Raw genomic sequence first — 22,184 nt, 5'->3', positions numbered from 1 at the left:
CCTTGCCGGTTTGCCAAACGTCAACGATAGAGCCTTGCTGCAACAGAGTGTCGCTTGTCTTGCAAGGCTGTGAGCGATCAGAAGATTTCAACCGGCTGGGAAAGCGGACGCTGCCGTCGTGTTGTCGCGGCGCCTCAGAAGCCAGTGCCGCCGCGCAGCTCGATGATCAGTGTCTTGAACAGGATCTTCAGGTCGAGCAACAGGCTGAAATTCCTGACATAATAGATATCACAGGCGATGCGGGCCCGGGCTTCCAGCGGCCTTGTCGTCGGACCGCGCCAGCCGCGTGTCTGCGCCAGGCCGGTAATGCCGGGGCGCATGATGTGTCGATGGTGGTAGTTCGGCACCGCCTCCTCGTAGAGCCTGCCGGCGGCGCGCATGTTGATGGCATGGCAGCGTGGGCCGACCAAGGACATCTCGCCTTTGAGGACGTTCAGAAGCTGCGGCAGTTCGTCGATGTTGGTCCTGCGGAGCATGGCGCCGATGGCGGTCATCCTGACGTCGCCCTTGACGGTCTGCTGCACGCCGCTGGGATCGCAAGCGTCCGCCCGCATTGAACGGAATTTGAAGATCTTGATCTTCCGGCCGTTCAGCCCCCAGCGGAGCTGGCGGAAGAACACCGGGCCGCCATCGTCGAGCTTGATGAAAAGCGCGATCGCCAGAAAAAGCGGCGCCAGTACGATCAGGGCGTTGGCCGAGATGACGATGTCGATCAGCCGTTTGACGGCCAATCGCAGTGCCGGCCTTCCTTCGGCCTTCGCAAAGCTCTCCGGCTGGCGAATGTTGGAATTCGCCACGAGCAGGGTCCTGGTTTTGGTCTGACGCTGGGACGGATCGAAGCGTGAACGCGTCTTCGAAATAAAAGCATTCATTACGCAAGGCCCACAAGTTTAGATGCAATTCTGAAACTGTGTGGAGACAAATACATGCTCACGTAAGGTTTGTCATCGGTATAAATAAGAAATCGATAACCCTAAAGACACCGAAAATGGGAGTATTGCCTGTTCACCTTAATGCCTGTAGTTGATGCGGAAACAAAATTATACTTTAAAAGGAGTAGCCTGATCGGGTGAGTGCGATGTCAGACGGTTGCCGAAGTCGATCGCCGCTCCTTCCAGCAGATGATAGCTCAGACTTGCCACCAGAATGACGAGCGTCGCCGCTAGACCGCAGGATTGCAGCCAGCCGATGACCACATTGTCCGAGGAGGCGCCGAACGAACCGGGGTCGAGTCTCTGAATCAATGTCAAGATGATCTCCTGCCAGATGTAGATGCCGAACGAGATCTTGGCGACGTAGCGGACCGGCGCGTTGTCGAGCAACCTGCCCAGACGCTGCGAATGGCAGAGCGATACGAGCGCCGTTGCGATCGCCAGCGGAAAGACGGGAAATCCGTAGGGGATGCCGAGCCAGCCGTAAGCCTCGGCCGAACCGCCGGGCGATATGGCGAGGCGGTAGCCGGCAATGGAAAAGGCGAGAAGTGCCGCGACATCGAATCCGAGGGAACGCTTTGCCGGCAGCATGATTTCTATGCCGGCGGCAAGCGCGCCGAGCGCGAAGACGGCGAAGAAGCCGATCGGATTGTAGTTGGGCATCCATTCCTTCGCCCCGCCCTGCAGGCCATAGGCCCAGCCGCGCCCGATGTCGTCGAGCGCAAAAAGCCTTAAGATGGCCAGATGGGCAATGAGGGCGCCGGCAACGACGCAGACCCAGGCGCAACGGGCCAGGAACAGGCGCTGCCGCAGCCCGGGCAGGCGAAACAGCAGGGAAAAGCAGGCCGGCAGGAGCACATAGCTGGTGACCTCGAAGGGGATGGACCAGAGCGGCCCGTCAGCCTCGACAGGGAAAAACGTGCGCCAATGCCATTGGCTCATGAACAGCAATCCGGAAACGTATCGAAGGGCAAGCTCCGGCGTCAGCGGCAGCGCAAGCAGCGTCAGGCTGACAATGAAGCTGACGGTGGCGGCGAACCAGAAGCCGGGGGCAATGCGCGCCGCCCTGCGGATGGCATAGTTCCCAAGGCTCGGCATGCCGCTGCCGCCATCGAGCGCGCGCCAGAAGGGACGGGCCAGAAGAAATCCGCTGAGCACGAAGAAAATGGCAACGCCGAAGTTGCCGAAGCGGAGGATGTGCGCCGTCGACGCCAATTCATCGGGAATTCGGCGCATATCCAGCCGGAGCGTGAGATGGTGAGCAAGCACCAGCAGGCAGGCCATCGCGCGCAAAAAGTCCGCTCCGGCCAGTCTCTCCTGCGGTCGCATGTCGTTCCCCACCCTGCCGATCCGGCTCAAACCACACCAGACAAAAGCTTGCCGTGGAACGCCTCGTCGGGCAAGACCGGGCCGAGTTCAGCCGAAGAGTTCGTTGGTATAATAGCTGGAAAAATCCGGCTTCTCCTTGAGCGTTGCGCCATTCGCATCGAGCAGGATGCCGTTCTCAAGCAGGAAGCCGCCGATGGCATCGGCCTTCGCCGGGTCGATGGTGCCGATCACGCCTGCTTCGGATTTGAGGAAATGCCCGTCGATCAAAGCCTTCTGGGACGCTTTCACCAGTTCCGTGTTCATCAGTGCGCCATTGCTGTTGGAAATCAGCAGGTCGCAGGCCTCTTCAGGATGGTCGACGGAATAGGCATAACCCTGGCGCGTGGCCTGGATGAAAGCGCGGGCCTGTTCTCGACTCGCCGCGAGATAGGCGTCGCTGGAAACGATGACGGTCGTCTGCTCGTCGGGAATGCCGTAATCGGAATAGTGGAAGCGGCCGAGCTTGCGGTTTTCCAGCTCGGCGGCGATTCCTTCCCAGGTGTAGATCTCCAGCGTGAAATCGACCGAGCCATTGTCCAGCGCCTCGTAGGCGGAGGTGCCGAGAGTGACGGTCTTGACGTCGCCCGTGCCGCCGTCGTTGCGGATCATCGCCGAGATCAGTGCGCTCTCCCAGGTGCCGCCAAAGCCGCCATAGGTCTTGCCGTCGAGATCTCTGGGGCTCTTGATGTCGTCGCGTCCGCCCTTGTAGATCAGGCGCGCGGTTTCGGTCTGGACGACGCCGTAAACCATCTTGACGTCACCGCCGCCGGCGCGCTGCGTCAGGGCCTCGATCTCGCTGCTGATGCCGAAATCGGCAACCCCGTTCGACACCAGCGTGCCGGCGCTGGTATCGGTAAAGGGTAGAATTTCGACATCGAGGCCGGCGGCGGCATAGAAGCCCTTCGCCTTGGCGACATAGATGCCGATATGGTTGGTGTTGGGCGTCCAGTCGAGCGCAATGCGAACCTTTGCCGGTGCCGACTGGGCGAAGCCGGTGCGGCCGGCGAGGCTTGTCGCGAGGGCGGCAAGGATCGTCTGTCGACGGGTGAGAAGCAGCATGGTGACCTCCTCAGGTCTCTGGAGCATGATGCCGAAAGGTGTGAGCGGTATTCGGCATCATGCTCTAACTCTTTAAATTGGAATAGGATTCAGATTTTGGGCCGTCCGGCCTAAAATCATCCTGTTCTAGCGGATGAAGCAGCGTTTGCAGGATTTCGGTCTCGATCGCCTGGGCCGCCGGCGAGCCGAGATCGGCGATGCTTCTCGGACGGGGCAGGGGAACGCGGAATTGGCGGATGACACGCGCCGGGCGGGCCGACAGCACGTAGATCCGGTCGGAGAGGAAGACCGCTTCGCGAACATCGTGGGTGATCAACAAGGCCGTCCAGCGATGGTGCGTCCACATGCCCTGCAGCCATTCCTGGATCTGCGTGCGTGTCAGCGCGTCGAGCGCGCCGAAAGGCTCGTCGAGCAGCAGCATGTCCTGGCTCTGGACGACGGTGCGCAACAGCGCGGCGCGCTGGCGCATGCCGCCGGAAAGTTCGGCGGGATAATGGTGTTCGAAGCCGGCAAGGCCGAAGTGCTCGAACAACGGCGCCACAGTGGCGCGGGCGGCGCGGCGGCTCATGCCGCGTACCTCCAGGCCGAGCGCGGCATTGTCGATGATCCGGCGCCAGGGCATCAGCGCATCGCGTTGCGGCATGAAGGCGAAGGAATGTGGCGCCTGTTCCAGCGGGGCGCCCTTGAACAGCAAGGCGCCGGAATCGGGTCGCAGCGCCTGGGTCAGCAATCGCAGCACCGTCGATTTTCCAGAGCCGGAGGGGCCGACGATCGAGACGAACTCGCCGCTTGCGACAGCGAGCGAAATATCGCCGAGCACCTGCATGCCGTCGAAGGATTTCGAAATCTTGCGCAGTTCGACCAGTTGATCGGTCATCGGCGGCGCTCCCCGGACGGTTGCCAGGGCATGACGAGGCGCTCGATCATCAGCGTCATCCCGAAGAGGCAGAGTGTCAGAACGGCGCTGACGACGACGGCGGCGAGGACGAGATCCGGCCGGAAATTGTTCTTGGCGTTGAGAATATAGATGCCGAGGCCGCGCGCAGCTCCCGCATATTCGGCAAAGATCGCGCCGACGACGGCATAGGTGATGGAGATCCTGAGGCCGGCGAAGAAATAGGGCAGCGAGGAGGGAAGCCGGGCCAGGCGGAAAATGCGCCAGCGGCTTGCCTTCATCGAGTTCAAGAGTTCAGTGATGTCGCGGTCGGTCGCCTCATAGCCCTGCAGCAGGGCGACGAGCAGCGGGAAGAAGGTGACGAGCGCGACCAGCAAGATCTTCGGCAACAGGCCGAAACCGAACCAGAGAACGACGAGGGGCGCGATCGCCACCAGCGGCAGCGTTTGGCTGGCAATGAAGATCGGCAGCAATGCCCGGCGCATGAAGGGCATGAAATCCATAAGGATCGACGAGACGAAAGCGAAGGCGAGCGACAGGGCGAAGCCGCCGAGTGTGGCGCCGAGCGTCGGCCAGGTGTTTGATATCAGCGCTTCGCGGTTCAGCCAGCCCTGGGTAAGGATGCGCAAAGGCGCCGGCAGGATGGACGATTTGATGCCGGAAAGATCGACATAAAGTTCCCATGCGGCCAGAAAGGCAAAACCGGCGAGCAGGGCGGGGCTCGCCCGGTAGAGGGAGGCACTGAGCGCGGCAAGACGCGAATCGAATGGTGGTGGCGATGTCATCAGCGTCGATTTCAGGCTTTCGTCCGGCGGCATGATTGCTCAAATCGGAATTGTGCAAGGATAAAATCATCCAAGCAATTCAACGTGCCGCAGCGTCCTTTTCGCAGTTGAAGAGTCGCGCGCCGCTGCAGATGGGCAAAGCTGTCGAAGACATCGAGAATGGTGCCGGCGAACCGGCTGGACATCGGAAAAGGTGACACTTGTGCGCCGGAAAACATCTGAACCTCGCTCCGCTGGCATTACCCAGATCAGCTTTGAAGGGTCCGGAGGCTTGCGCTTCGCATCTCAGCCCCGGCGACACGGAGCTCCCCTGTTATTCAACGAAAACTATCATCGGGGTTTTCTTACCGCAACCGCAAAATCGCGCACCCGTCCGCCCGGTCGGAATGAAATCGCAGCCGCGAAAAAACACCCGGACGGAGTCCTGTCCGGGTGTTTTCCGAGGTTCCGTACCTGCCGGGAACGGAACCCGAGCTTGGGCTTTACGACCGGCGGAGCAGGCGTTATAAAACCTCAACTAATATTGAGGTCAAGAGGCGATGGATAGGATTTCTACAACGCCGCTCGGCAGGCTTCTGACGGTTGGCGAAGTGGCGGAACGCAGTGGTCTTGCCGTCTCGGCACTGCATTTCTATGAGGCCAAGGGGCTGATCGCCAGCGTCCGCACCCGCGGCAACCAGCGGCGCTACGGGCGTGACGTGCTTCGCCGGCTCGGCATCATCAAGGTGGCGCAACGTGTCGGCATACCGCTATCGGAAATCCAGACGGCGTTCGCCGCTCTGCCGCAGGGGCGCACGCCGACGGCTGCCGACTGGCAGACGCTGTCAGCGCGCTGGAAGGGCGAACTCGACGAGCGAATCAGACGGCTCAGCCTGCTGCGCGACCGTCTGACCGGCTGCATCGGCTGCGGCTGCCTGTCGATCGAGAGCTGTCCGTTGCGCAATCCCTGCGATCGGCTCGGTGAGGAAGGGCCGGGCGCGCGGCTTCTGGAGACCGAGAACGAAAGCTGAGCTTCCTGCAGCCGGTCACCGGCGGAAAGATCGGTGCGTGCCTTTCTTTCGGCCGGCGCGCTCATATGTTAAGGGCGAAGGGCGCAACCGGCGGCATTGTCCGCGAGGAGGACGGCTTCGTGTTTCATCCGAGACTATTCGAAAATCGCAATGTCGTCGTCACCGGCGCCGGGCGGGGCATCGGCCTCGAGGTGGCCCGGCAGTTCCTGGACTGCGGCGCCAAGGTGATCGTCCATACCGGGCGCAAACCGGGACGGGATCTGCCGGATTTCCTGCTGACGGCCGAATCGGAAAGACGGGCGCTGTTGCTGCACGCCGATTTCACCGCCGTCGGCGGCGCTGCGCAATTTGCAGAGGACGCTCTCGCCTTCTTCGACAAGGTGCATGTGCTGGTCAACAACGCTGGCACCATGCTCGGCCGTTTTCCGGCTGCGACACTGACCGACGCGGATTATGAAGCGATCGTGCGGCTGAACCAGACGTCGGTGGTGGCGCTGACCCGGGCGCTGTTGCCGGCATTGAAGGCGGCAGAAGGCGCGGCCATCGTCAACACGGTTTCGATTTCAGCGCTGACCGGCGGCAGTCCCGGTTCTTCGGTCTATTCGGCCTCGAAAGCATTCGTTTCCACCTATTCCAAAGCGCTTGCTCGTGAGCTGGCGCCGGATGGCATCCGCGTCAACTGCGTCTCGCCGGGGACGATCGAGACGGATTTCCATGAGCGCTATTCCTCCCGCGAAAAGCTGGAACAGACGAGAAAATCCATTCCCCTGCAGCGTCTCGGGACCGCCGAGGATTGTGCTCCCGCATATCTCTTCCTGGCGGCTCCTTCTCTGTCCGGATACATTACCGGCCAGATCCTCGAGATCAACGGCGGTCAGCTTATGTGCTGATTTACTTGGACCTTTTTTGGCATTTCATCACATTTGACGAATTCGCTTTTGCGAATATGCTATTGTGCTGATCTACCTTTTGCTTCCCTTCCGAGATGCCGAATGCCGTTGCCTAAACCGGAGCCGGGGATGACCGGCCAGGACTTGCACAAACTCGCTGCAAAAGCCCATGAGGCGAGCGATCTGCTGAAGGCGCTGGCGCATCAGAGCCGACTTCTGATCCTCTGCATTCTCGCGAATGAGGAGCGGACGGTGGGTGAAATCGAGAATATTCTCGGCATACAACAGGCAATGGTCTCGCAGCAGCTCGCGCGTCTGAGGCTCGAAGGGCTGGTCAATACGCGCCGTCAGGGCAGGCTGGTCTATTACAGCATCGGCAATCTCAGCGTGCTTGCCTTCCTCGAATCGCTGTTCGATCTTTTTCCGGCTGTCGAAAACGGTTAAAGCATATCGGACTGCGCGGGGGCTGCGCAGAAGATGGGCTGGATCCGGATGCTAGCATACCGGGTCGGGAGACCGGATGATCGACAAGCTGGAATTCTTCATCGCCCTTGCCAATGAAAAGCACTTCGGCCGCGCTGCGGAGGAATGCGGGATTTCGCAGCCGACGCTCTCGGCCGCCATCCGCCAACTGGAGGATCAGCTCGGCGTCATGCTGGTGCAGCGCGGGTCGCGGTATCAGGGGCTGACGCCGGAGGGACAGCGCGTACTCGAATGGGCGCGGCGCATCGTCGGCGATGCCCGCACCATGCGCGAGGAAATGCGCGCGGCGCGGCGCGGTCTTTCCGGCCACATTCGCCTCGCCGCCATTCCGACGGCCCTCGCCATGCTTTCGCGCATCACCACGCCGTTTCAGGAGCGACATCCGGGCGTCACCTTCTCGATCGTCTCGCGCAATTCGCTGCAGGTGCTGAGCATGCTCGAAAATCTCGAGATCGACGCCGGTATCACCTATCTTGAAAATGAGCCGCTCGGGCGTGTCACCAGCGTTCCCCTCTATGCCGAGCGCTATCATCTGATCACGGCTGCGGGCAGCCCGCTGTCTGATCGCGACAACGTGACCTGGAAGGAGGTCGGCGATCTTCGGCTTTGCCTATTGACCGCCGACATGCAGAACCGGCGCATCATCAACCGGCACCTGACGGAAGCCGGGGCGACAGTGCATCCAACACTCGAATCCAACTCGATGATCGTGCTGTTCTCGCATGTCAGAACCGGACGCTGGGCAAGCATCATGCCGCGCAACGTCGCGAAATCATTTGGATTCCCAATAGAAATTCGAATGATTCCGATCGTTGAGCCGGAAGCCCACCATCTGGTCGGCCTCGTCGCGCCCTATCGCGAGCCCTTCACGCCGCTCGTGTCGGCCTTGCTGCATGAGGCGCGAGTGCTCGTGCGGGATGAAGAGCTTTGATAGGAAAAACCTATCAATTCACGAGACAGCTTTATTGATCGGCGCCGGCTTCCCTGAGATGGTGCATGAGGAATGGCCTGATGCTGGGAAGGGCGACATTCCGCAACGAGCCAGCGGCTGGGAGGGCTGCCTTATGACCATTCATATCGCCGAAGGCGATATCGCAGCGCGCACGCGTACCATTGTCGCCGACCTTCGCTTCCTCGAAGGGCCGCTGCTTCCCATTCTGCATGAAGTTCAGCAGGAATTCGGTTATGTGCCGCAGGAAGCCCTGCCCGTGATCGCGGAGGAACTGAACCTTTCGCGCGCCGAGGTGCATGGCGTGATGACCTTCTATCACGACTATCGCAACCACCCCGCTGGGCGGCATGTGCTGAAGCTCTGTCGCGCCGAGGCCTGCCAGTCGATGGGCGGCGTTGCGCTGGCTGAGCGCGTCAAGGCGCTGCTCGGCATCGATTTCCACCAGACGACGCTCGACGGCAGCGTGACGCTGGAGCCGGTTTACTGCCTCGGGCTCTGCGCCTGCGCCCCGTCGGCGATGCTCGACGGTGAGGTGTATGGCCGGGTCGACGATCAGCTGGCGACGGAACTCGTTGCGGAGGCGCGCCGATGACAGTCAAGATATATGTTCCGCGCGATGCCGCTGCGCTGGCGCTCGGGGCCGAAAAGGTGGCAAAGGCGATTGCCCAGGAGATCGTCGCCCGCGGCCTTGATGCCGAGATTGTGCGCAACGGCTCGCGCGGAATGTTCTGGCTGGAACCGCTGGTCGAGGTCGAGCTTGCCGGCAAGCGCATAGGCTACGGACCGGTGAAGGCAAAGGATGTGGCTGCTCTGTTCGAGGCCGGGATAATGAGCGGCAGCGGCCACCCGCTCTGTCTCGGGGAGGTTGAAGACCTCCCGTTCCTGAAGCAACAGACCCGCCTCACCTTCGCTCGCTGCGGCGTCATCGATCCGCTCTCGCTTTCGGATTACGAGGCGCATGGCGGCCTTGCCGGCCTTCGCCGCGCCGTTTCGATGGCGCCTGCCGAAATCGTCAAGGAAGTCACCGATTCCGGCCTGCGTGGACGCGGCGGCGCGGGTTTCCCGACAGGCATCAAGTGGAAGACCGTTCTCGATGCGGCCGGCGAACGCAAATATATCGTCTGCAACGCCGATGAGGGCGACAGCGGCACCTTTGCCGACCGGATGATCATGGAGGGGGATCCCTTCGTGCTCATCGAGGGCATGGCGATATCAGGACTTGCGACCGGCGCCACGAAGGGTTTCGTCTATACGCGTTCGGAATATCCGCATGCGATCGCTGTGATGAACGAGGCCGTCGGCATCGCGCGACAGGCCGGGATTCTCGGCCCGTCGGTACTCGGCTCGGGCCGCGCCTTCGATATCGAAGTGCGTACCGGCGCCGGCGCCTATGTCTGCGGCGAGGAGACGGCCCTGCTGAACAGCCTCGAGGGCAAGCGCGGCATCGTGCGCGCCAAGCCGCCGCTGCCGGCGCACAAGGGGTTGTTCGACTGTCCGACCGTCATCAACAACGTGATCTCGCTCGCTTCCGTGCCCGTGATCATGGATAAGGGTGCTGCCTTCTATCGCGATTTTGGCATGGGCCGCTCGCGCGGCACCATCCCGCTGCAGATCGCCGGTAATGTCAGATATGGCGGTCTTTACGAAACAGCCTTCGGTCTTTCGCTCGGCGATATCGTCGACAGGATCGGCGGTGGTACGGCGACGGGACGGCCGGTCAAGGCCGTCCAGGTCGGTGGGCCGCTCGGCGCCTATTTTCCGCGGGCGCTGTTCGACACTTCGTTCGATTACGAATCCTTTGCCGCCAAGGACGGGCTGATCGGCCATGCCGGCATCGTCGTTTTCGACGACACCGCCGACATGCTGAAGCAGGCGCGCTTCGCCATGGAGTTCTGCGCGGTCGAAAGCTGCGGCAAGTGCACGCCCTGCCGCATCGGCTCGACGCGCGGCGTCGAGACAGTCGACAGGATCGCCCACGGCATCGAGCCGGAGAAGAACCGGGCGCTGCTGGCCGATCTCTGCAACACGATGAAGTACGGCTCGCTCTGTGCGCTCGGCGGTTTCACGCCTTATCCCGTCGTGAGCGCGATGACGCATTTCCCGGAAGATTTTTCGCCGGCGCCGATGGTGGAGGCTGCCGAGTGATGACATTTCACGTGCTGGCCCGCTTCTGGCCCGACCTGCTCAATTCCATTTCGATACAGGAGACCGACCATGTCTCTCATTCATGAAATCGACTACGGCACTCCCGCTTCGAAATCGGAAACGATGGTGACGCTGACCATCGACGGGCAGCAGATCAGCGTACCGGAAGGCACGTCGATCATGCGCGCCTCGATGGAAGCCGGCATCGAGGTGCCGAAGCTCTGCGCCACCGATATGATCGACGCCTTCGGCTCCTGCCGGCTCTGTCTCGTCGAGATCGAGGGCCGGGCCGGCACGCCGGCCTCCTGCACGACGCCGGTCACGGCGAATATGGTGGTGCATACGCAGACAGGACGGCTGAAGGATATTCGCCGCGGTGTGATGGAGCTCTATATTTCCGACCATCCGCTCGATTGTCTCACCTGTGCCGCCAATGGCGATTGTCAATTGCAGGACATGGCGGGCGCTGTCGGCCTTCGCGACGTGCGCTACGGCTATGAGGGTGACAACCACGTCAAGGCGCGCAACAACGGCGAGATCAATCTGAAATGGATGCCGAAGGACGAATCCAATCCCTATTTCACCTATGACCCCTCCAAATGCATCGTCTGTTCGCTTTGCGTGCGCGCCTGCGAGGAAGTGCAGGGCACTTTCGCGCTAACGATCGAGGGGCGCGGTTTCGAGTCCCGCGTTTCGTCAGGCGCGCATGAAGACTTCATCGATTCCGAATGTGTCTCCTGCGGCGCCTGCGTTCAGGCCTGCCCGACGGCGACGCTGACCGAGAAGTCGGTGATTGCGATCGGCCAGCCCGAGCATTCGGCCGTCACCACCTGCGCCTATTGCGGCGTCGGCTGTTCATTCAAGGCCGAAATGCGCGGCGAGGAGCTGGTGCGCATGGTTCCCTGGAAGGACGGCCAGGCCAATCGCGGCCATTCCTGCGTCAAGGGTCGCTTCGCCTACGGCTATTCCACCCATAAGGATCGCATCCTCAATCCGATGATTCGCGAAAAGGTCAGCGACCCCTGGCGGGAGGTGAGCTGGGACGAGGCCTTCGCGCATGTGGCGTCGGAGTTCCGCCGCATCCAGTATCAGTACGGCCGCGATGCGATCGGCGGTATCACCTCGTCGCGTTGCACCAACGAGGAAACCTATCTGGTGCAGAAGCTGGTCCGCGCCGGTTTCGGCAACAACAATGTCGATACCTGCGCTCGCGTCTGCCACTCGCCGACCGGCTACGGCCTCGGCCAGGCATTCGGCACCTCGGCCGGCACGCAGGATTTCGACAGCGTCGAACAGTCGGATGTCGTGGTCATCATCGGCGCCAACCCGACCGATGGCCATCCGGTGTTCGCGTCACGACTGAAGAAGCGGCTGCGCCAGGGGGCCAAGCTGATCGTCATCGATCCGCGCCGCACCGATATCGTCCGGTCGCCACATATCGAGGCTTCCTATCACCTGCCGTTGAAGCCCGGCACAAATGTGGCCGTCATGACGGCGCTGGCGCATGTGATCGTCACCGAAGGGCTCTATGACGAGACCTTCATCCGCGAGCGCTGCGACTGGTCGGAATTCGAGGACTGGGCCGCCTTCGTCGCCGAACCGGCGCATAGCCCCGAACAGACCGAGATCTTCACCGGCGTGCCGGCCGCGGATCTGCGCGGCGCGGCAAGGCTCTACGCCAAGGGCGGCAACGGCGCGATCTATTACGGTCTCGGCGTCACCGAACACAGCCAGGGTTCGACCACGGTCATCGCCATCGCCAATCTGGCGATGGCGACCGGCAATATCGGCCGTCCCGGCGTCGGCGTGAATCCGCTGCGCGGCCAGAACAATGTGCAGGGCTCCTGCGACATGGGCTCCTTCCCGCACGAGCTGCCGGGTTACCGGCACATTTCCGACGATGCGACGCGCGATATCTTCGAAAAGCTCTGGGGTGTGAAGCTCAGCAACGAGCCGGGCCTGCGCATTCCGAACATGCTGGATGCGGCGGTCGACGGGTCCTTCAAGGGCCTGTACGTCCAGGGCGAGGACATCCTCCAGTCCGATCCCGATACCAAACATGTCGCGGCCGGCCTTGCGGCAATGGAATGCGTCGTCGTTCAGGACCTGTTCCTCAACGAAACCGCCAATTACGCCCATGTCTTTCTGCCGGGCTCGACCTTCCTCGAGAAGGACGGCACCTTCACCAATGCCGAGCGCCGCATCAATCGCGTGCGCAAGGTGATGTCGCCGCGCAACGGTTATGGCGACTGGGAGGTGACCCAGAAGCTTGCCCAGACCATGGGGCTCGACTGGAACTACAATCATCCGTCGGAAATCATGGACGAGATCGCGGCGACAACGCCGAGTTTCGCCTTGGTCTCCTACGATTATCTCGACAAGATGGGCTCGGTGCAGTGGCCCTGCAACGAGAAGAACCCGCTCGGCTCGCCGATCATGCATGTCGACGGCTTCGTGCGCGGCAAGGGCAAATTCATCCGCACCGAATATGTGGCGACCGACGAACGCACCGGTCCGCGCTTCCCGCTGCTGCTCACCACCGGCCGCATCCTCAGCCAGTACAATGTCGGGGCGCAGACGCGGCGGACCGAGAATGTCGTCTGGCATGCGGAAGACCGGCTGGAAATCCATCCGCACGATGCCGAACAGCGCGGCATCCGCGACGGCGACTGGGTGAAGCTCATGAGCCGCTCCGGCGACACGACGCTCCGGGCGTTGATCACCGAGCGCGTTGCGCCGGGCGTCGTCTATACGACCTTCCATCATCCCAATACGCAGGCGAACGTCATCACCACCGATTTCTCGGACTGGGCGACGAACTGCCCGGAATATAAGGTGACGGCGGTGCAGGTTTCGCCTTCCAATGGGCCGAGTGACTGGCAGATGGAATATGACGAGCAGGCGCGGCAATCGCGCCGCATCGCCGGCAAGCTCGAGGCTGCGGAGTGATGATGGGTGAGTGGGCTGGCGTCGATCGTGAGGCCTCTCCTTCTCCCCTCGGGGAGAAGGTGCCCGAAGGACGGATGAGGGGACGGTTCGGCAAATGCGAACCCGCTTCGGCTCGTTCGTTCGCTCCTATCGTCGCTCCCCCCCTCATCGCCTCGCTTCGCTTGGCCCTTCTCCTCGCTGGGGAGAAGGGGGAGCGCGCATCATGACTTTCCCCACCACCGCCCGCGCCTCCGAAACCGCCCGCCGCAACGGCCTCATGGTCGGCGGCTCTCGTATCGTACCGGAAGAAGTGCCGATCGCCTTTTCCTATGACGGCACCTCACACGCAGTGATGATGGCGACGCCCGCCGATCTCGAAGACTTTGCCGTCGGCTTCAGTCTGACCGAAGGGATCATTGCCGAGCGGACGGAAATATCGGACATCGAGGTCGTTGCGGGTGAGGAGGGGATCGATGTGCAGGTCAGCCTGGTCGACGACGTCGCCGATCGGTTGCGTGCGCGGCGGCGCAGCATGGCGGGGCCGGTCGGCTGCGGGCTCTGCGGCATCGAATCGATCGAACAGGCGGTACGGCCGGTGCCCGATGTCTCAGCATCACCCTTGGCGCTGTCGCATTCCGATATCGTTCGTGCCGTCTCGCTTCTGAACGAGGCGCAGCCGCTGCATCGCGAGACGCGGGCGGTGCATGGCGCCGCCTTCTATCGTCCCGGCAAGGGATTGATTGCCGTGCGCGAAGATGTCGGCCGGCACAATGCGCTGGACAAGCTTTGCGGCGCCGTCATCGACTGCCGCGAAAGCGGCGGTGACGGCGCCGTCGTCGTCACCAGCCGGCTTTCGGTCGAAATGGTGCAGAAGGCGGCAATCCTCGGCAGCCCGGTGCTTATTGCCATTTCAGCGCCGACGGCTCTCGCCATCCGCACGGCCGAAAAGGCCGGCATGACGCTCGTCGCCCTGGTGCGGGGCGAGGACTTTGAGATTTTCAGCCACCCGCACCGCATCTCGTCCGGAAGCATCGCCGATGTCGCATGATACCAAGACCAAACTCGTCTATATGGCAAACCAGATCGCCACCTTCTTCAAGAGCCAGCCGGCAAGCGAGGCAGCGGAGGGGGTCGCCAATCATATCAACAAATTCTGGGAGCCGCGGATGCGGCGGCAATTGTTCGAAATTATCGAGAAAGAGGAGAACGGCCTGGATGCGCTTGTGCTGCAGGCCGCTCCGATGATCCGCAAACCGGAAGCGGAAACACACCAGATCCGGTAATCCAAAGCGGCGTATGCCGGGGGGGAGGCAGCGCATACTGCCTGCGCCACCGCATAATTCCTGAAAATTCAATCGATTTAAAATTAGACTCGGCGGAACACTCACAGTGTTACAGCGTCCCTTGCGCTCCTGAAAAAACAGGTGGCGCTCCCATCACGTCAAGGTCTGAAACAAGGAGGAGTTGGTTCATGACTGCAGCCGAAAGAGGTATAGACGGAGCAGTGGCGGGCTCAGGCCTGCTCGATCGCGAAAGAATTATCGCAAGGCCCGGTTTCAACAGGTGGCTGGTGCCGCCGGCAGCACTCGCCATCCATCTCTGCATCGGCATGGCCTACGGTTTCAGCGTGTTCTGGCTGCCGCTGTCCAAATCGCTGGGGATCACCGCCTCGACCGCCTGCCCCGATATGACCCTCGCCTCGGCGCTGTTCACCACGACCTGCGACTGGCGGGTTGCCGACCTCGGCTGGATCTATACGCTGTTTTTCGTCCTGCTCGGCTCGTCGGCCGCCATCTGGGGCGGCTGGCTCGAGCGGGCCGGTCCGCGCAAAGCGGGTGTCGTTTCCGCCTGCTGCTGGTGCGGCGGCATCGTGCTTGCCGCCATTGGCGTCATCACCCATCAGCTGTGGATGATGTGGCTCGGCGCCGGTGTCATCGGCGGCATCGGTCTCGGCCTCGGTTATATCTCGCCGGTTTCGACGTTGATCAAATGGTTTCCCGACCGGCGTGGCATGGCGACCGGCATGGCGATCATGGGTTTCGGCGGCGGCGCGATGATCGGCGCTCCGCTAGCCAACCTGCTGATGAATGCGTTCAAGACTGATAAGTCGGTCGGCGTCTGGCAGACCTTCATCGTCTTGGCGGCGATCTATTTCGTCTTCATGATGGGCGGCGCCTTCGGCTATCGCATCCCGCCGGCCGGCTGGCGCCCGGAAGGCTGGATGCCGCCGGCGGCTAAGAGCACGATGATCACCACCAGGCACGTGCACCTGCGCGATGCCCACAAGACCAGTCAATTCTGGCTGATCTGGGCCGTGCTCTGCCTCAACGTCTCGGCCGGCATCGGCGTTATCGGCATGGCCTCGCCGATGCTGCAGGAAATCTTCGCCGGCTCGCTGATCGGCTTGCCGGATGTCGCCTTTGCGCAGCTCGATGCCGGGCAGAAGGCGGCGATTGCGACAATTGCTGCCGGTTTTGCCGGCCTGTTGTCACTCTTCAATATCGGCGGGCGGTTCTTTTGGGCGTCGCTTTCCGACAAGATCGGCCGCAAGAACACCTATTACTGCTTCTTCGTCATCGGCATTGCCCTCTATGCACTGGCGCCCACCTTCGCGGGCATGGGCAACAAGGCGCTGTTCGTTCTCTCCTTCGGCATCATCCTGTCGATGTATGGAGGTGGCTTTGCGACCATCCCGGCCTATCTCGCCGATATCTTCGGCACCCAGTTCGTCGGCGCCATCCATGGGCGACTGCTGACGGCCTGGGCAACGGCCGGCATCGTCGGCCCCGTCGTAGTGAACTATATCCGCGAAGCGCAGATCGCGGCCGGCGTTGCACCGGGCCCGACCCTCTATACCGGCACCATGTATATCCTCGCCGGCATGCTGGCTTTCGGTCTGATCGCCAATGCGCTGGTCAAGCCGCTTGGCAACAAGTGGTTCATGTCGGATGACGAGGTCGCAGCGCTGCAGGCAAAATCGGCCGCCGTCAAAGCCGGGCCGACGGGCTCCTTCGGCATCGGTACCGGCGGGCTCGACGCCAAAGCAATGCTTGCCTGGGCCGTCGTCGGCATTCCGCTGCTCTGGGGTGTGTGGGTGACGCTGCGGGCGACCTTCGCGCTGTTCGGGTAACCGATCGAAGCGCGCCAAGTCGGTATGCTACGGCGCGCTTCCTCTTGGTGCTACGGCGCATTCCCTGAATCGATCTTATAGGAAGGCTCCAGGATCAGAACTCTTCCCAGCTCTCGGCGCTTGCCGCGGCAGCGCCGTGCGCCCTGGCGACGCGTGAAACGAGATGCCGCGCCGGTGAGCCCGCCTGTCTTGCCTCCTGCCTGACGGAGGGCTGGGTTTGGCCCGGGAGACGGAACTTCGTCAGCAGCACACGCAGCGTCTCTGCCTCCCGCGCAAGGCTATGACTGGCGGCCGTGCTTTCCTCGACCATGGCGGCATTCTGCTGGGTTGCCTGATCCAGCGTGTTGACCGCCTGATTGATTTCGCTCAGTCCAGTCGCCTGTTCTCTCGACGCCTCGACGATCGCCTCGACATTGCCGTTGATATCGCCGACCTGGGCGACGATCTCCTCGAGCGCCTTGCCGGTCTCGCCGACGAGACCGACACCGTTCTTGACGAGCTGGCTCGACGTATTGATGAGCGCCTTGATCTCCTTGGCGGCGTTGGCAGAGCGCTGGGCAAGTTCGCGAACCTCCTGGGCCACAACCGCGAACCCCTTGCCGGCTTCACCGGCGCGCGCTGCCTCGACGCCGGCATTCAATGCCAGAAGATTGGTCTGGAAGGCGATCTCGTCGATGACACCGATGATGTTGCTGATTTCGCGCGAGGACTGCTCGATCTGGTCCATGGCCGCGACGGCATTGCGAACGACGATGCCGGACTGTTCGGCGCCCTGTTTGGTCTTGGCGATGAGGCGTCCCGCCTCATCGGCGCGGCTGCTGGAATCGTTGACCGTCGTGGTAATTTCCTCCAGAGCCGCTGCCGTTTCCTCGATCGACGCGGCCTGCTGTTCGGTCCGTTTGGAGAAGGCGTCCGCCGATGATCCGATCTGGAGCGAGCCCGCAGCGATCGCCGCGGCATTTTCGCCAATCGTCTTGACGGTCTCGGCAAGGCCCGCGATCGCGGCGTTGAAATCGTGGCGCAACTGCTCCATCGAGGGCACGAAAGCCGTGTCCACCGTTCTTGTCAGATCGCCTTCGGAGAGCTGGTGCAATGCGCCGCCGAGCATGGAAATGGCGCTCATGCGCTGGGTGACGTCGGTCGCGAATTTCACGACCTTGTAGACTTTGCCGTTGGCATCGACGATCGGATTGTAGGCCGCCTGGATCCAGATTTGCCGGCCGCCCTTGCCGAAACGGACAAATTCGTTGGCGATGAAATCGCCGCGCGCCAGCCGCCTCCAGAAGTCGGCATAATCCCCGGTGCTGGTATAGGCGGGATCGCAGAACATGCTGTGGTGCTTGCCGGTGATCTCGTCCAGCGAATATCCCATGGCGGTGCAGAAATTTTCGTTGGCGGTCAGGATTTCGCCCGTCGGGGCAAATTCAATCACCGCCTGCGAGCGTGAGATCGCCTCCAGCTTGCCGGAATCTTCGACCGCCTTCTTCTTCGCGGCGGTGATGTCGGCCGCGAATTTAACCACTTTGAATGGCTTTCCGCCCTTGAGAACAGGATTGTAAGATGCCTGGATCCATATCTCCCTGTTGCCCTTGGCAAAACGCTTATAGGCACCGGCATCATGTTCGCCGCGTCCGAGCCGCGCCCAGAATTCGCGGTACTCCGCGGTTGCCGCATAAGCCGGCTCGCAGAACATGCTGTGATGTTTGCCAAGGATCTCGCTCAGGCTATATCCAAGCACGTTGCAGAAATTCTCGTTGGCCGCCAGGATTTTTCCCTTGAGGTCGAACTCGATGATCGCCTGCGACTTGGAAATGGCTTCAAGAATGTATTTCGAATCGGGGGCTAGTCCAAACATTCCTGTCCCTTCGAGATTAACAGCTTTTGCTGTTTCGGGCTGCTAGAACGAAGCCGTTCGGGGCGAGGAAGGCGCGGTGCCGGGGAGTTAACCCCCACCGATCGGAAACCATGTCATCCTTGTGCTTCACATTCCATAGTGATGGAGCGTGGTTAATTTTCGATATATGAAAGCGACCGCTTATATGTCAGAAGTTGAAAAAACTGCGGTCTGGCTCAGGTGCGTGTGTCCACAAAAAACCGCCCTTCACGGGCGGTTTTCAGCATCTGCAGCATTGGGACGATTTACGCCGCCAGTTCGTCCGTCTCATTTTCCTTGAACATCTTGGAGAGGTTCAGGAAGCAGATCATGCCATTTTCCGACGCGATGATGCCTTCGCAATAGGCGCGGTCGAAGGAGGCGGTCACCTCAGGCACCGGCTGGACCTGGCTGGACGAAATGGTCAGAATATCCGAGACGCGGTCGACGAGCATGCCAATGACCATGCTGTGAACTTCGGCGACGACGATGGCGCTGCGCTCGTTGGCGACGGTGCTCTTCATGCCAAGCTTGTATGCAAGGTCGATGATCGGTATCACCGAGCCGCGCAGGTTCATGACGCCGATGACATCAGCCGGCGCGTGCGGGATCGGCGTCGACGGCGCCCAGCCGCGGATTTCGCGGATGGTCGTGGTCTTGACGCAGAATTCCTGATCATGCAGGCGGAAGGCAATGATCTCGAGTGTATCGCCGCTGAAGCTAGTGGAATTGATCGTGGCCATTAGAATTCTTCCCAACTGTCGTAAGCCAAAGCAGAAGCGAGTGCGCCCCCATTGGCGCTGACGAGCTTTGCCTTCACACCACGCGATGACTTTGCATTCGGCGAAGTATCGTTACGGTTACGACGACATTAGCGAAAGAGTGTTGCCCAAATCTAAATCGGAAGCCGGATTAGCCGGGTTTTCAGTCTCGCTTTACCTCAGCCGATCGTCTTTTCGATCTGCGAGACCGCCCAGTCGACCTGCTCCCTTGAAATGATCAACGGCGGAGCGAGGCGGATCGTATGGTCGTGAGTATCCTTGGCGAGAAGGCCGCGCTCCTTCAGCGCGTGGCAATATTGGCGTGCCCCGCCGGCTTCGGGTTCCAGCTCGACGGCCATCATCAGACCTCGGCCGCGCACATCGCGGACGATGTTCGAGCGCATCGACTTCAGGCCGTCGAGGAAATAGTCGCCCATCGCTGCGGCGTTTTCGATCATGCCTTCTTCCGTCAACACCTTCAGCGCGGTGCGCGCCACTGCGCAGGCGAGCGGGTTGCCGCCGAAGGTCGAGCCGTGCTGGCCGGGCTTCAGTACCCCCAGCACCTCGGAATTCGAAAGGACCGCGGATACCGGATAGAAGCCGCCGGACAGCGCCTTGCCGATCAGCGTCACATCGGCCTCGATGCCTTCGTGTTCCTCGGCCAGCAGCTTGCCGGTGCGGCCGAGGCCGGTCTGGATCTCATCGAGGATCAGGGTGACGTTGTTATCAGTGCAGAGTTCGCGGATGCGGGTGAAATAACCGGGCGGCGGGATGATGACGCCTGCTTCGCCCTGGATCGGTTCGATCAGCACCGCCACCGTATTGTCATTGATGGCGGCGGCGAAAGCCTCGGAATCGCCGAAGGGAATGACGCGGAAGCCTGGCGTGTAGGGGCCGAAGCCGTTGCGGGCGTCGGGATCGGTGGAGAAGCTGATGATGCTCAGCGTCCGGCCATGGAAATTGTCGGCGCAGACGACGATCTCCGCCTGGCCTTCCGGCACGCCCTTGACCTCGTATCCCCATTTGCGCACGGCCTTGATGGCGGTCTCCACCGCTTCGGCGCCGGAATTCATCGGCAGGATCTTGTGTGAGCCGGTGAGAGCGGCGAGCTCTTCGTAGAAATAGGCGAGCTGGTCGTTGCGGAAGGCGCGGGAGGTGAGGGTGAGCCGGCCCGCCTGCGCGACCATGGCGGCGAGGATCTTCGGATGGCAATGGCCCTGATTGACGGCGGAATAGGCCGAGAGGCAATCAAGATAACGGTTGCCGTCGGTATCCCAGACATAAACACCTTCGCCGCGCGTCAGCACTACGTCGAGCGGCTTGTAATTGTTGGCGCCGAGCCGCTGTTCCGTGGCGATCAATTTTTCCGACGTGGGCATGCGCTTCTCCCTCTGAGCCTTGTTTGCGGCGCGTGCCTTCTATGCGGCACGGGTTGGACGATCGAAGATCCTGCGGCCGAAGAGACTTGCCGTCAGCTCCACCAATATGCGGGCGCTCTTGCCGCGATCGTCGAGAAAAGGATTGAGCTCGACGAGATCGAGCGACGAGACGAGACCGCTGTCCGACAGCATTTCCATGACGAGATGGGCCTCGCGGAAGGTCGCACCGCCAGGCACCGTCGTGCCGACGCCGGGGGCGATGTCGGGATCGAGGAAATCGAGATCGAGGCTGACATGCAGCAGGCCGTTGGCCTTGGCAACGACAGCGAGAATCTCCCGCATGATAGCGCCGATGCCCTGCTCGTCGATGGCGCGCATATCGAAAACGTTGACGCCGTGTTCATGGATTTCCTCGCGCTCGCGCGCATCGACCGAACGGATACCGACCTGGAAGACATGCTTCGGATCGACGAAGGGACGGTCCTTCGGCAGGATCTCGGCGAACTCCGCCTCGCCGCAGAAGAAGGCGACGGGCATCCCGTGAATATTGCCGGAGGGGGAGGTGCTGGGAGAATTGAAATCGGCATGGGCATCGAGCCATAGCACGAAGAGCGGGCGACCTTTGCCGGCAGCAAAGCGGGCCATGCCGGAGACGCTGCCCATGGATAGGCTGTGGTCGCCGCCGAGAATAAGGGGAAAGCGGCCGGAGGCGGCGACATCATAAACGCTGCTTTCGAGTGCGCGGGTGAAGGCGCCGACGGTTCTCAGATTATGGGCCTTCGGATGATCCGGCAGGTCCATTGCCGGCACGATCCTGAGATCGCCATTATCCGTGACATCGTGGCCGAGATCGATCAGCGTCTGGTCGACGCCGGCGATGCGTAGCGCCGCGGGGCCCATTGCAGCACCCCTACGGCCGGAGCCTTCCTCCAATGGTGCGCCGATGAGGGTGACAGATCGCGATTGGACATTCATTCGAGGGCTCCGTGTTGAGGCCTGTTTCGGCCGATAGTGGGATAAAGGGCTGCCGGCAAAAAGATGGAAAAGTGTCAGAAATGGATTATGATTGCGCAGATTGATAAAGCCATTTTGACAGAGTGATCAGCGTGGACGATCTCGATACCGAACTCTTGAGCGCCCTTCGCCACAATGCCCGCATTTCCGTTTCCTCGCTTGCGGCAATGACAGGTGCATCGCGGGCAACGGTTGCCGCCCGCATCGATCGGCTGGTCGCCAGCGGCACGATTGTCGGCTTCACCATCCGCACCAGCCACGAGACGCGTTCGGCCGGCGTACGCGCCATCGTCATGATCGAGGTGCTCGGCAAACTGGCCGACAGGGTGGCCGATCAGCTGCGGGGCCTGCCGCAGGTCCGCGCCCTCCACAGCACCAATGGCAAATGGGACTTCGTCGCCGAACTCGAGGATCGCGACCTTGCCTCCTTCGACGAGACGCTGCGCCGCATTCGGCTGATCAACGGTATCAACTCGACCGAGACGAATATCCTGCTGAAGACGAGCAAGACCGGTTTCTAGAGCAATCCCAGGAAAAGTGCGAAGCGGTTTTCCGTCCGGGACTGCGCAAACTGAGGTTA

Annotated in this window: 21 protein-coding genes and 1 riboswitch; of the genes, 11 read left to right on the top strand and 10 right to left on the bottom strand. The window is 61.6% G+C overall.

Features of this window, described 5'->3' with window-relative positions; all coding sequences use genetic code 11:
- Window positions 1–134 precede the first annotated feature (134 nt).
- The 6 genes from J2J99_RS20510 to J2J99_RS20485 all read right to left on the bottom strand — a co-directional run bounded on the left by J2J99_RS20510 (window position 135) and on the right by J2J99_RS20485 (window position 5,257).
- The gene (locus tag J2J99_RS20510) at window positions 135–872 is read right to left on the bottom strand and encodes a sugar transferase (protein WP_168296616.1); all 738 of its coding nucleotides are present in this window, start codon (window positions 870–872) and stop codon (window positions 135–137) included.
- A 168-nt stretch (window positions 873–1,040) separates the two neighbouring features.
- A complete protein-coding gene (locus tag J2J99_RS20505) occupies window positions 1,041–2,261 on the bottom strand; it encodes an acyltransferase family protein (protein WP_168296617.1) in 1,221 nt (406 codons plus the stop codon).
- An 87-nt stretch (window positions 2,262–2,348) separates the two neighbouring features.
- Complete coding sequence (locus tag J2J99_RS20500; RefSeq protein WP_168296618.1) at window positions 2,349–3,359, bottom strand: ABC transporter substrate-binding protein; 1,011 nt, start codon at window positions 3,357–3,359, stop codon at window positions 2,349–2,351.
- Between the two features lie 64 nt (window positions 3,360–3,423).
- Window positions 3,424–4,236 (bottom strand): ABC transporter ATP-binding protein, encoded by an 813-nt coding sequence (locus tag J2J99_RS20495; protein ID WP_168296619.1) that lies wholly within the window; start codon window positions 4,234–4,236, stop codon window positions 3,424–3,426.
- The gene (locus J2J99_RS20490; RefSeq protein ID WP_168296721.1) at window positions 4,233–5,039 is read right to left on the bottom strand and encodes an ABC transporter permease; all 807 of its coding nucleotides are present in this window, start codon (window positions 5,037–5,039) and stop codon (window positions 4,233–4,235) included. Before J2J99_RS20490 ends, J2J99_RS20495 begins: the two co-directional genes overlap by 4 nt.
- An 11-nt stretch (window positions 5,040–5,050) precedes the next feature.
- Window positions 5,051–5,257, bottom strand: coding sequence for a hypothetical protein (locus J2J99_RS20485; RefSeq protein WP_168296620.1), 207 nt, complete (start codon window positions 5,255–5,257; stop codon window positions 5,051–5,053).
- A riboswitch (TPP riboswitch) is annotated at window positions 5,248–5,361 on the bottom strand. Its footprint overlaps the gene before it by 10 nt.
- A 217-nt stretch (window positions 5,362–5,578) precedes the next feature.
- Between J2J99_RS20485 and soxR the strand changes: the two genes are divergently transcribed.
- From soxR to J2J99_RS20435, 10 genes are all read left to right on the top strand, one after another.
- The gene (soxR, locus tag J2J99_RS20480; RefSeq protein WP_168296621.1) at window positions 5,579–6,049 is read left to right on the top strand and encodes a redox-sensitive transcriptional activator SoxR; all 471 of its coding nucleotides are present in this window, start codon (window positions 5,579–5,581) and stop codon (window positions 6,047–6,049) included.
- 119 nt (window positions 6,050–6,168) lie between these two features.
- Entirely contained in the window at window positions 6,169–6,939 is a 771-nt protein-coding gene (locus J2J99_RS20475; protein WP_168296722.1) for an SDR family NAD(P)-dependent oxidoreductase, read from the top strand.
- Between the two features lie 102 nt (window positions 6,940–7,041).
- On the top strand, window positions 7,042–7,383 hold the full coding sequence (locus tag J2J99_RS20470; RefSeq protein WP_168296622.1) for an ArsR/SmtB family transcription factor: 342 nt from the start codon (window positions 7,042–7,044) through the stop codon (window positions 7,381–7,383).
- 76 nt (window positions 7,384–7,459) lie between these two features.
- Window positions 7,460–8,353, top strand: a complete 894-nt coding sequence (locus J2J99_RS20465) for a LysR family transcriptional regulator (protein ID WP_168296623.1) — start codon at window positions 7,460–7,462, stop codon at window positions 8,351–8,353.
- Between the two features lie 133 nt (window positions 8,354–8,486).
- Window positions 8,487–8,966, top strand: coding sequence for a formate dehydrogenase subunit gamma (locus J2J99_RS20460; RefSeq protein WP_168296624.1), 480 nt, complete (start codon window positions 8,487–8,489; stop codon window positions 8,964–8,966).
- The gene (locus tag J2J99_RS20455) at window positions 8,963–10,519 is read left to right on the top strand and encodes a formate dehydrogenase beta subunit (RefSeq protein ID WP_168296625.1); all 1,557 of its coding nucleotides are present in this window, start codon (window positions 8,963–8,965) and stop codon (window positions 10,517–10,519) included. The genes J2J99_RS20460 and J2J99_RS20455 overlap by 4 nt, the downstream gene beginning before the upstream one ends.
- 69 nt (window positions 10,520–10,588) lie before the next feature.
- Window positions 10,589–13,468: a formate dehydrogenase subunit alpha gene (fdhF, locus tag J2J99_RS20450; protein ID WP_168296626.1), complete on the top strand. Its 2,880-nt coding sequence runs from the start codon at window positions 10,589–10,591 to the stop codon at window positions 13,466–13,468.
- A 202-nt stretch (window positions 13,469–13,670) separates the two neighbouring features.
- A complete protein-coding gene (gene fdhD, locus J2J99_RS20445) occupies window positions 13,671–14,495 on the top strand; it encodes a formate dehydrogenase accessory sulfurtransferase FdhD (protein ID WP_168296627.1) in 825 nt (274 codons plus the stop codon).
- On the top strand, window positions 14,485–14,730 hold the full coding sequence (locus J2J99_RS20440) for a formate dehydrogenase subunit delta (RefSeq protein ID WP_168296628.1): 246 nt from the start codon (window positions 14,485–14,487) through the stop codon (window positions 14,728–14,730). Before fdhD ends, J2J99_RS20440 begins: the two co-directional genes overlap by 11 nt.
- Before the next feature lie 188 nt (window positions 14,731–14,918).
- On the top strand, window positions 14,919–16,577 hold the full coding sequence (locus J2J99_RS20435) for an OFA family MFS transporter (protein ID WP_168296629.1): 1,659 nt from the start codon (window positions 14,919–14,921) through the stop codon (window positions 16,575–16,577).
- Between the two features lie 94 nt (window positions 16,578–16,671).
- Here the strand turns inward: J2J99_RS20435 and J2J99_RS20430 are convergent, their stop codons facing one another.
- The 4 genes from J2J99_RS20430 to rocF form a co-directional block, all read right to left on the bottom strand.
- Window positions 16,672–18,432 carry a methyl-accepting chemotaxis protein gene (locus J2J99_RS20430; protein WP_168296630.1) on the bottom strand — a complete coding sequence of 587 codons (1,761 nt, stop codon included), beginning with the start codon at window positions 18,430–18,432 and terminating at the stop codon, window positions 16,672–16,674.
- Window positions 18,433–18,716: 284 nt separating this feature from the next.
- Window positions 18,717–19,193: a chemotaxis protein CheW gene (locus J2J99_RS20425; protein ID WP_168296631.1), complete on the bottom strand. Its 477-nt coding sequence runs from the start codon at window positions 19,191–19,193 to the stop codon at window positions 18,717–18,719.
- 197 nt (window positions 19,194–19,390) lie between these two features.
- A complete protein-coding gene (gene rocD / locus J2J99_RS20420) occupies window positions 19,391–20,590 on the bottom strand; it encodes an ornithine--oxo-acid transaminase (protein WP_168296632.1) in 1,200 nt (399 codons plus the stop codon).
- A gap of 39 nt (window positions 20,591–20,629) precedes the next feature.
- Window positions 20,630–21,565 carry an arginase gene (gene rocF / locus J2J99_RS20415; protein ID WP_168296633.1) on the bottom strand — a complete coding sequence of 312 codons (936 nt, stop codon included), beginning with the start codon at window positions 21,563–21,565 and terminating at the stop codon, window positions 20,630–20,632.
- 122 nt (window positions 21,566–21,687) lie between these two features.
- On the opposite strand from rocF, the gene J2J99_RS20410 reads away from it, so the two are divergent.
- On the top strand, window positions 21,688–22,125 hold the full coding sequence (locus J2J99_RS20410; RefSeq protein WP_170960055.1) for an Lrp/AsnC family transcriptional regulator: 438 nt from the start codon (window positions 21,688–21,690) through the stop codon (window positions 22,123–22,125).
- The last annotated feature ends 59 nt before the right edge of the window (window positions 22,126–22,184 follow it).

It is taken from the genome of Rhizobium binae, from assembly GCF_017357225.1.
Lineage (GTDB): Bacteria > Pseudomonadota > Alphaproteobacteria > Rhizobiales > Rhizobiaceae > Rhizobium > Rhizobium binae.
The sequence above is the reverse complement of the archived record's forward strand: the minus strand, read 5'-3'. Positions and strand labels throughout refer to the sequence as shown.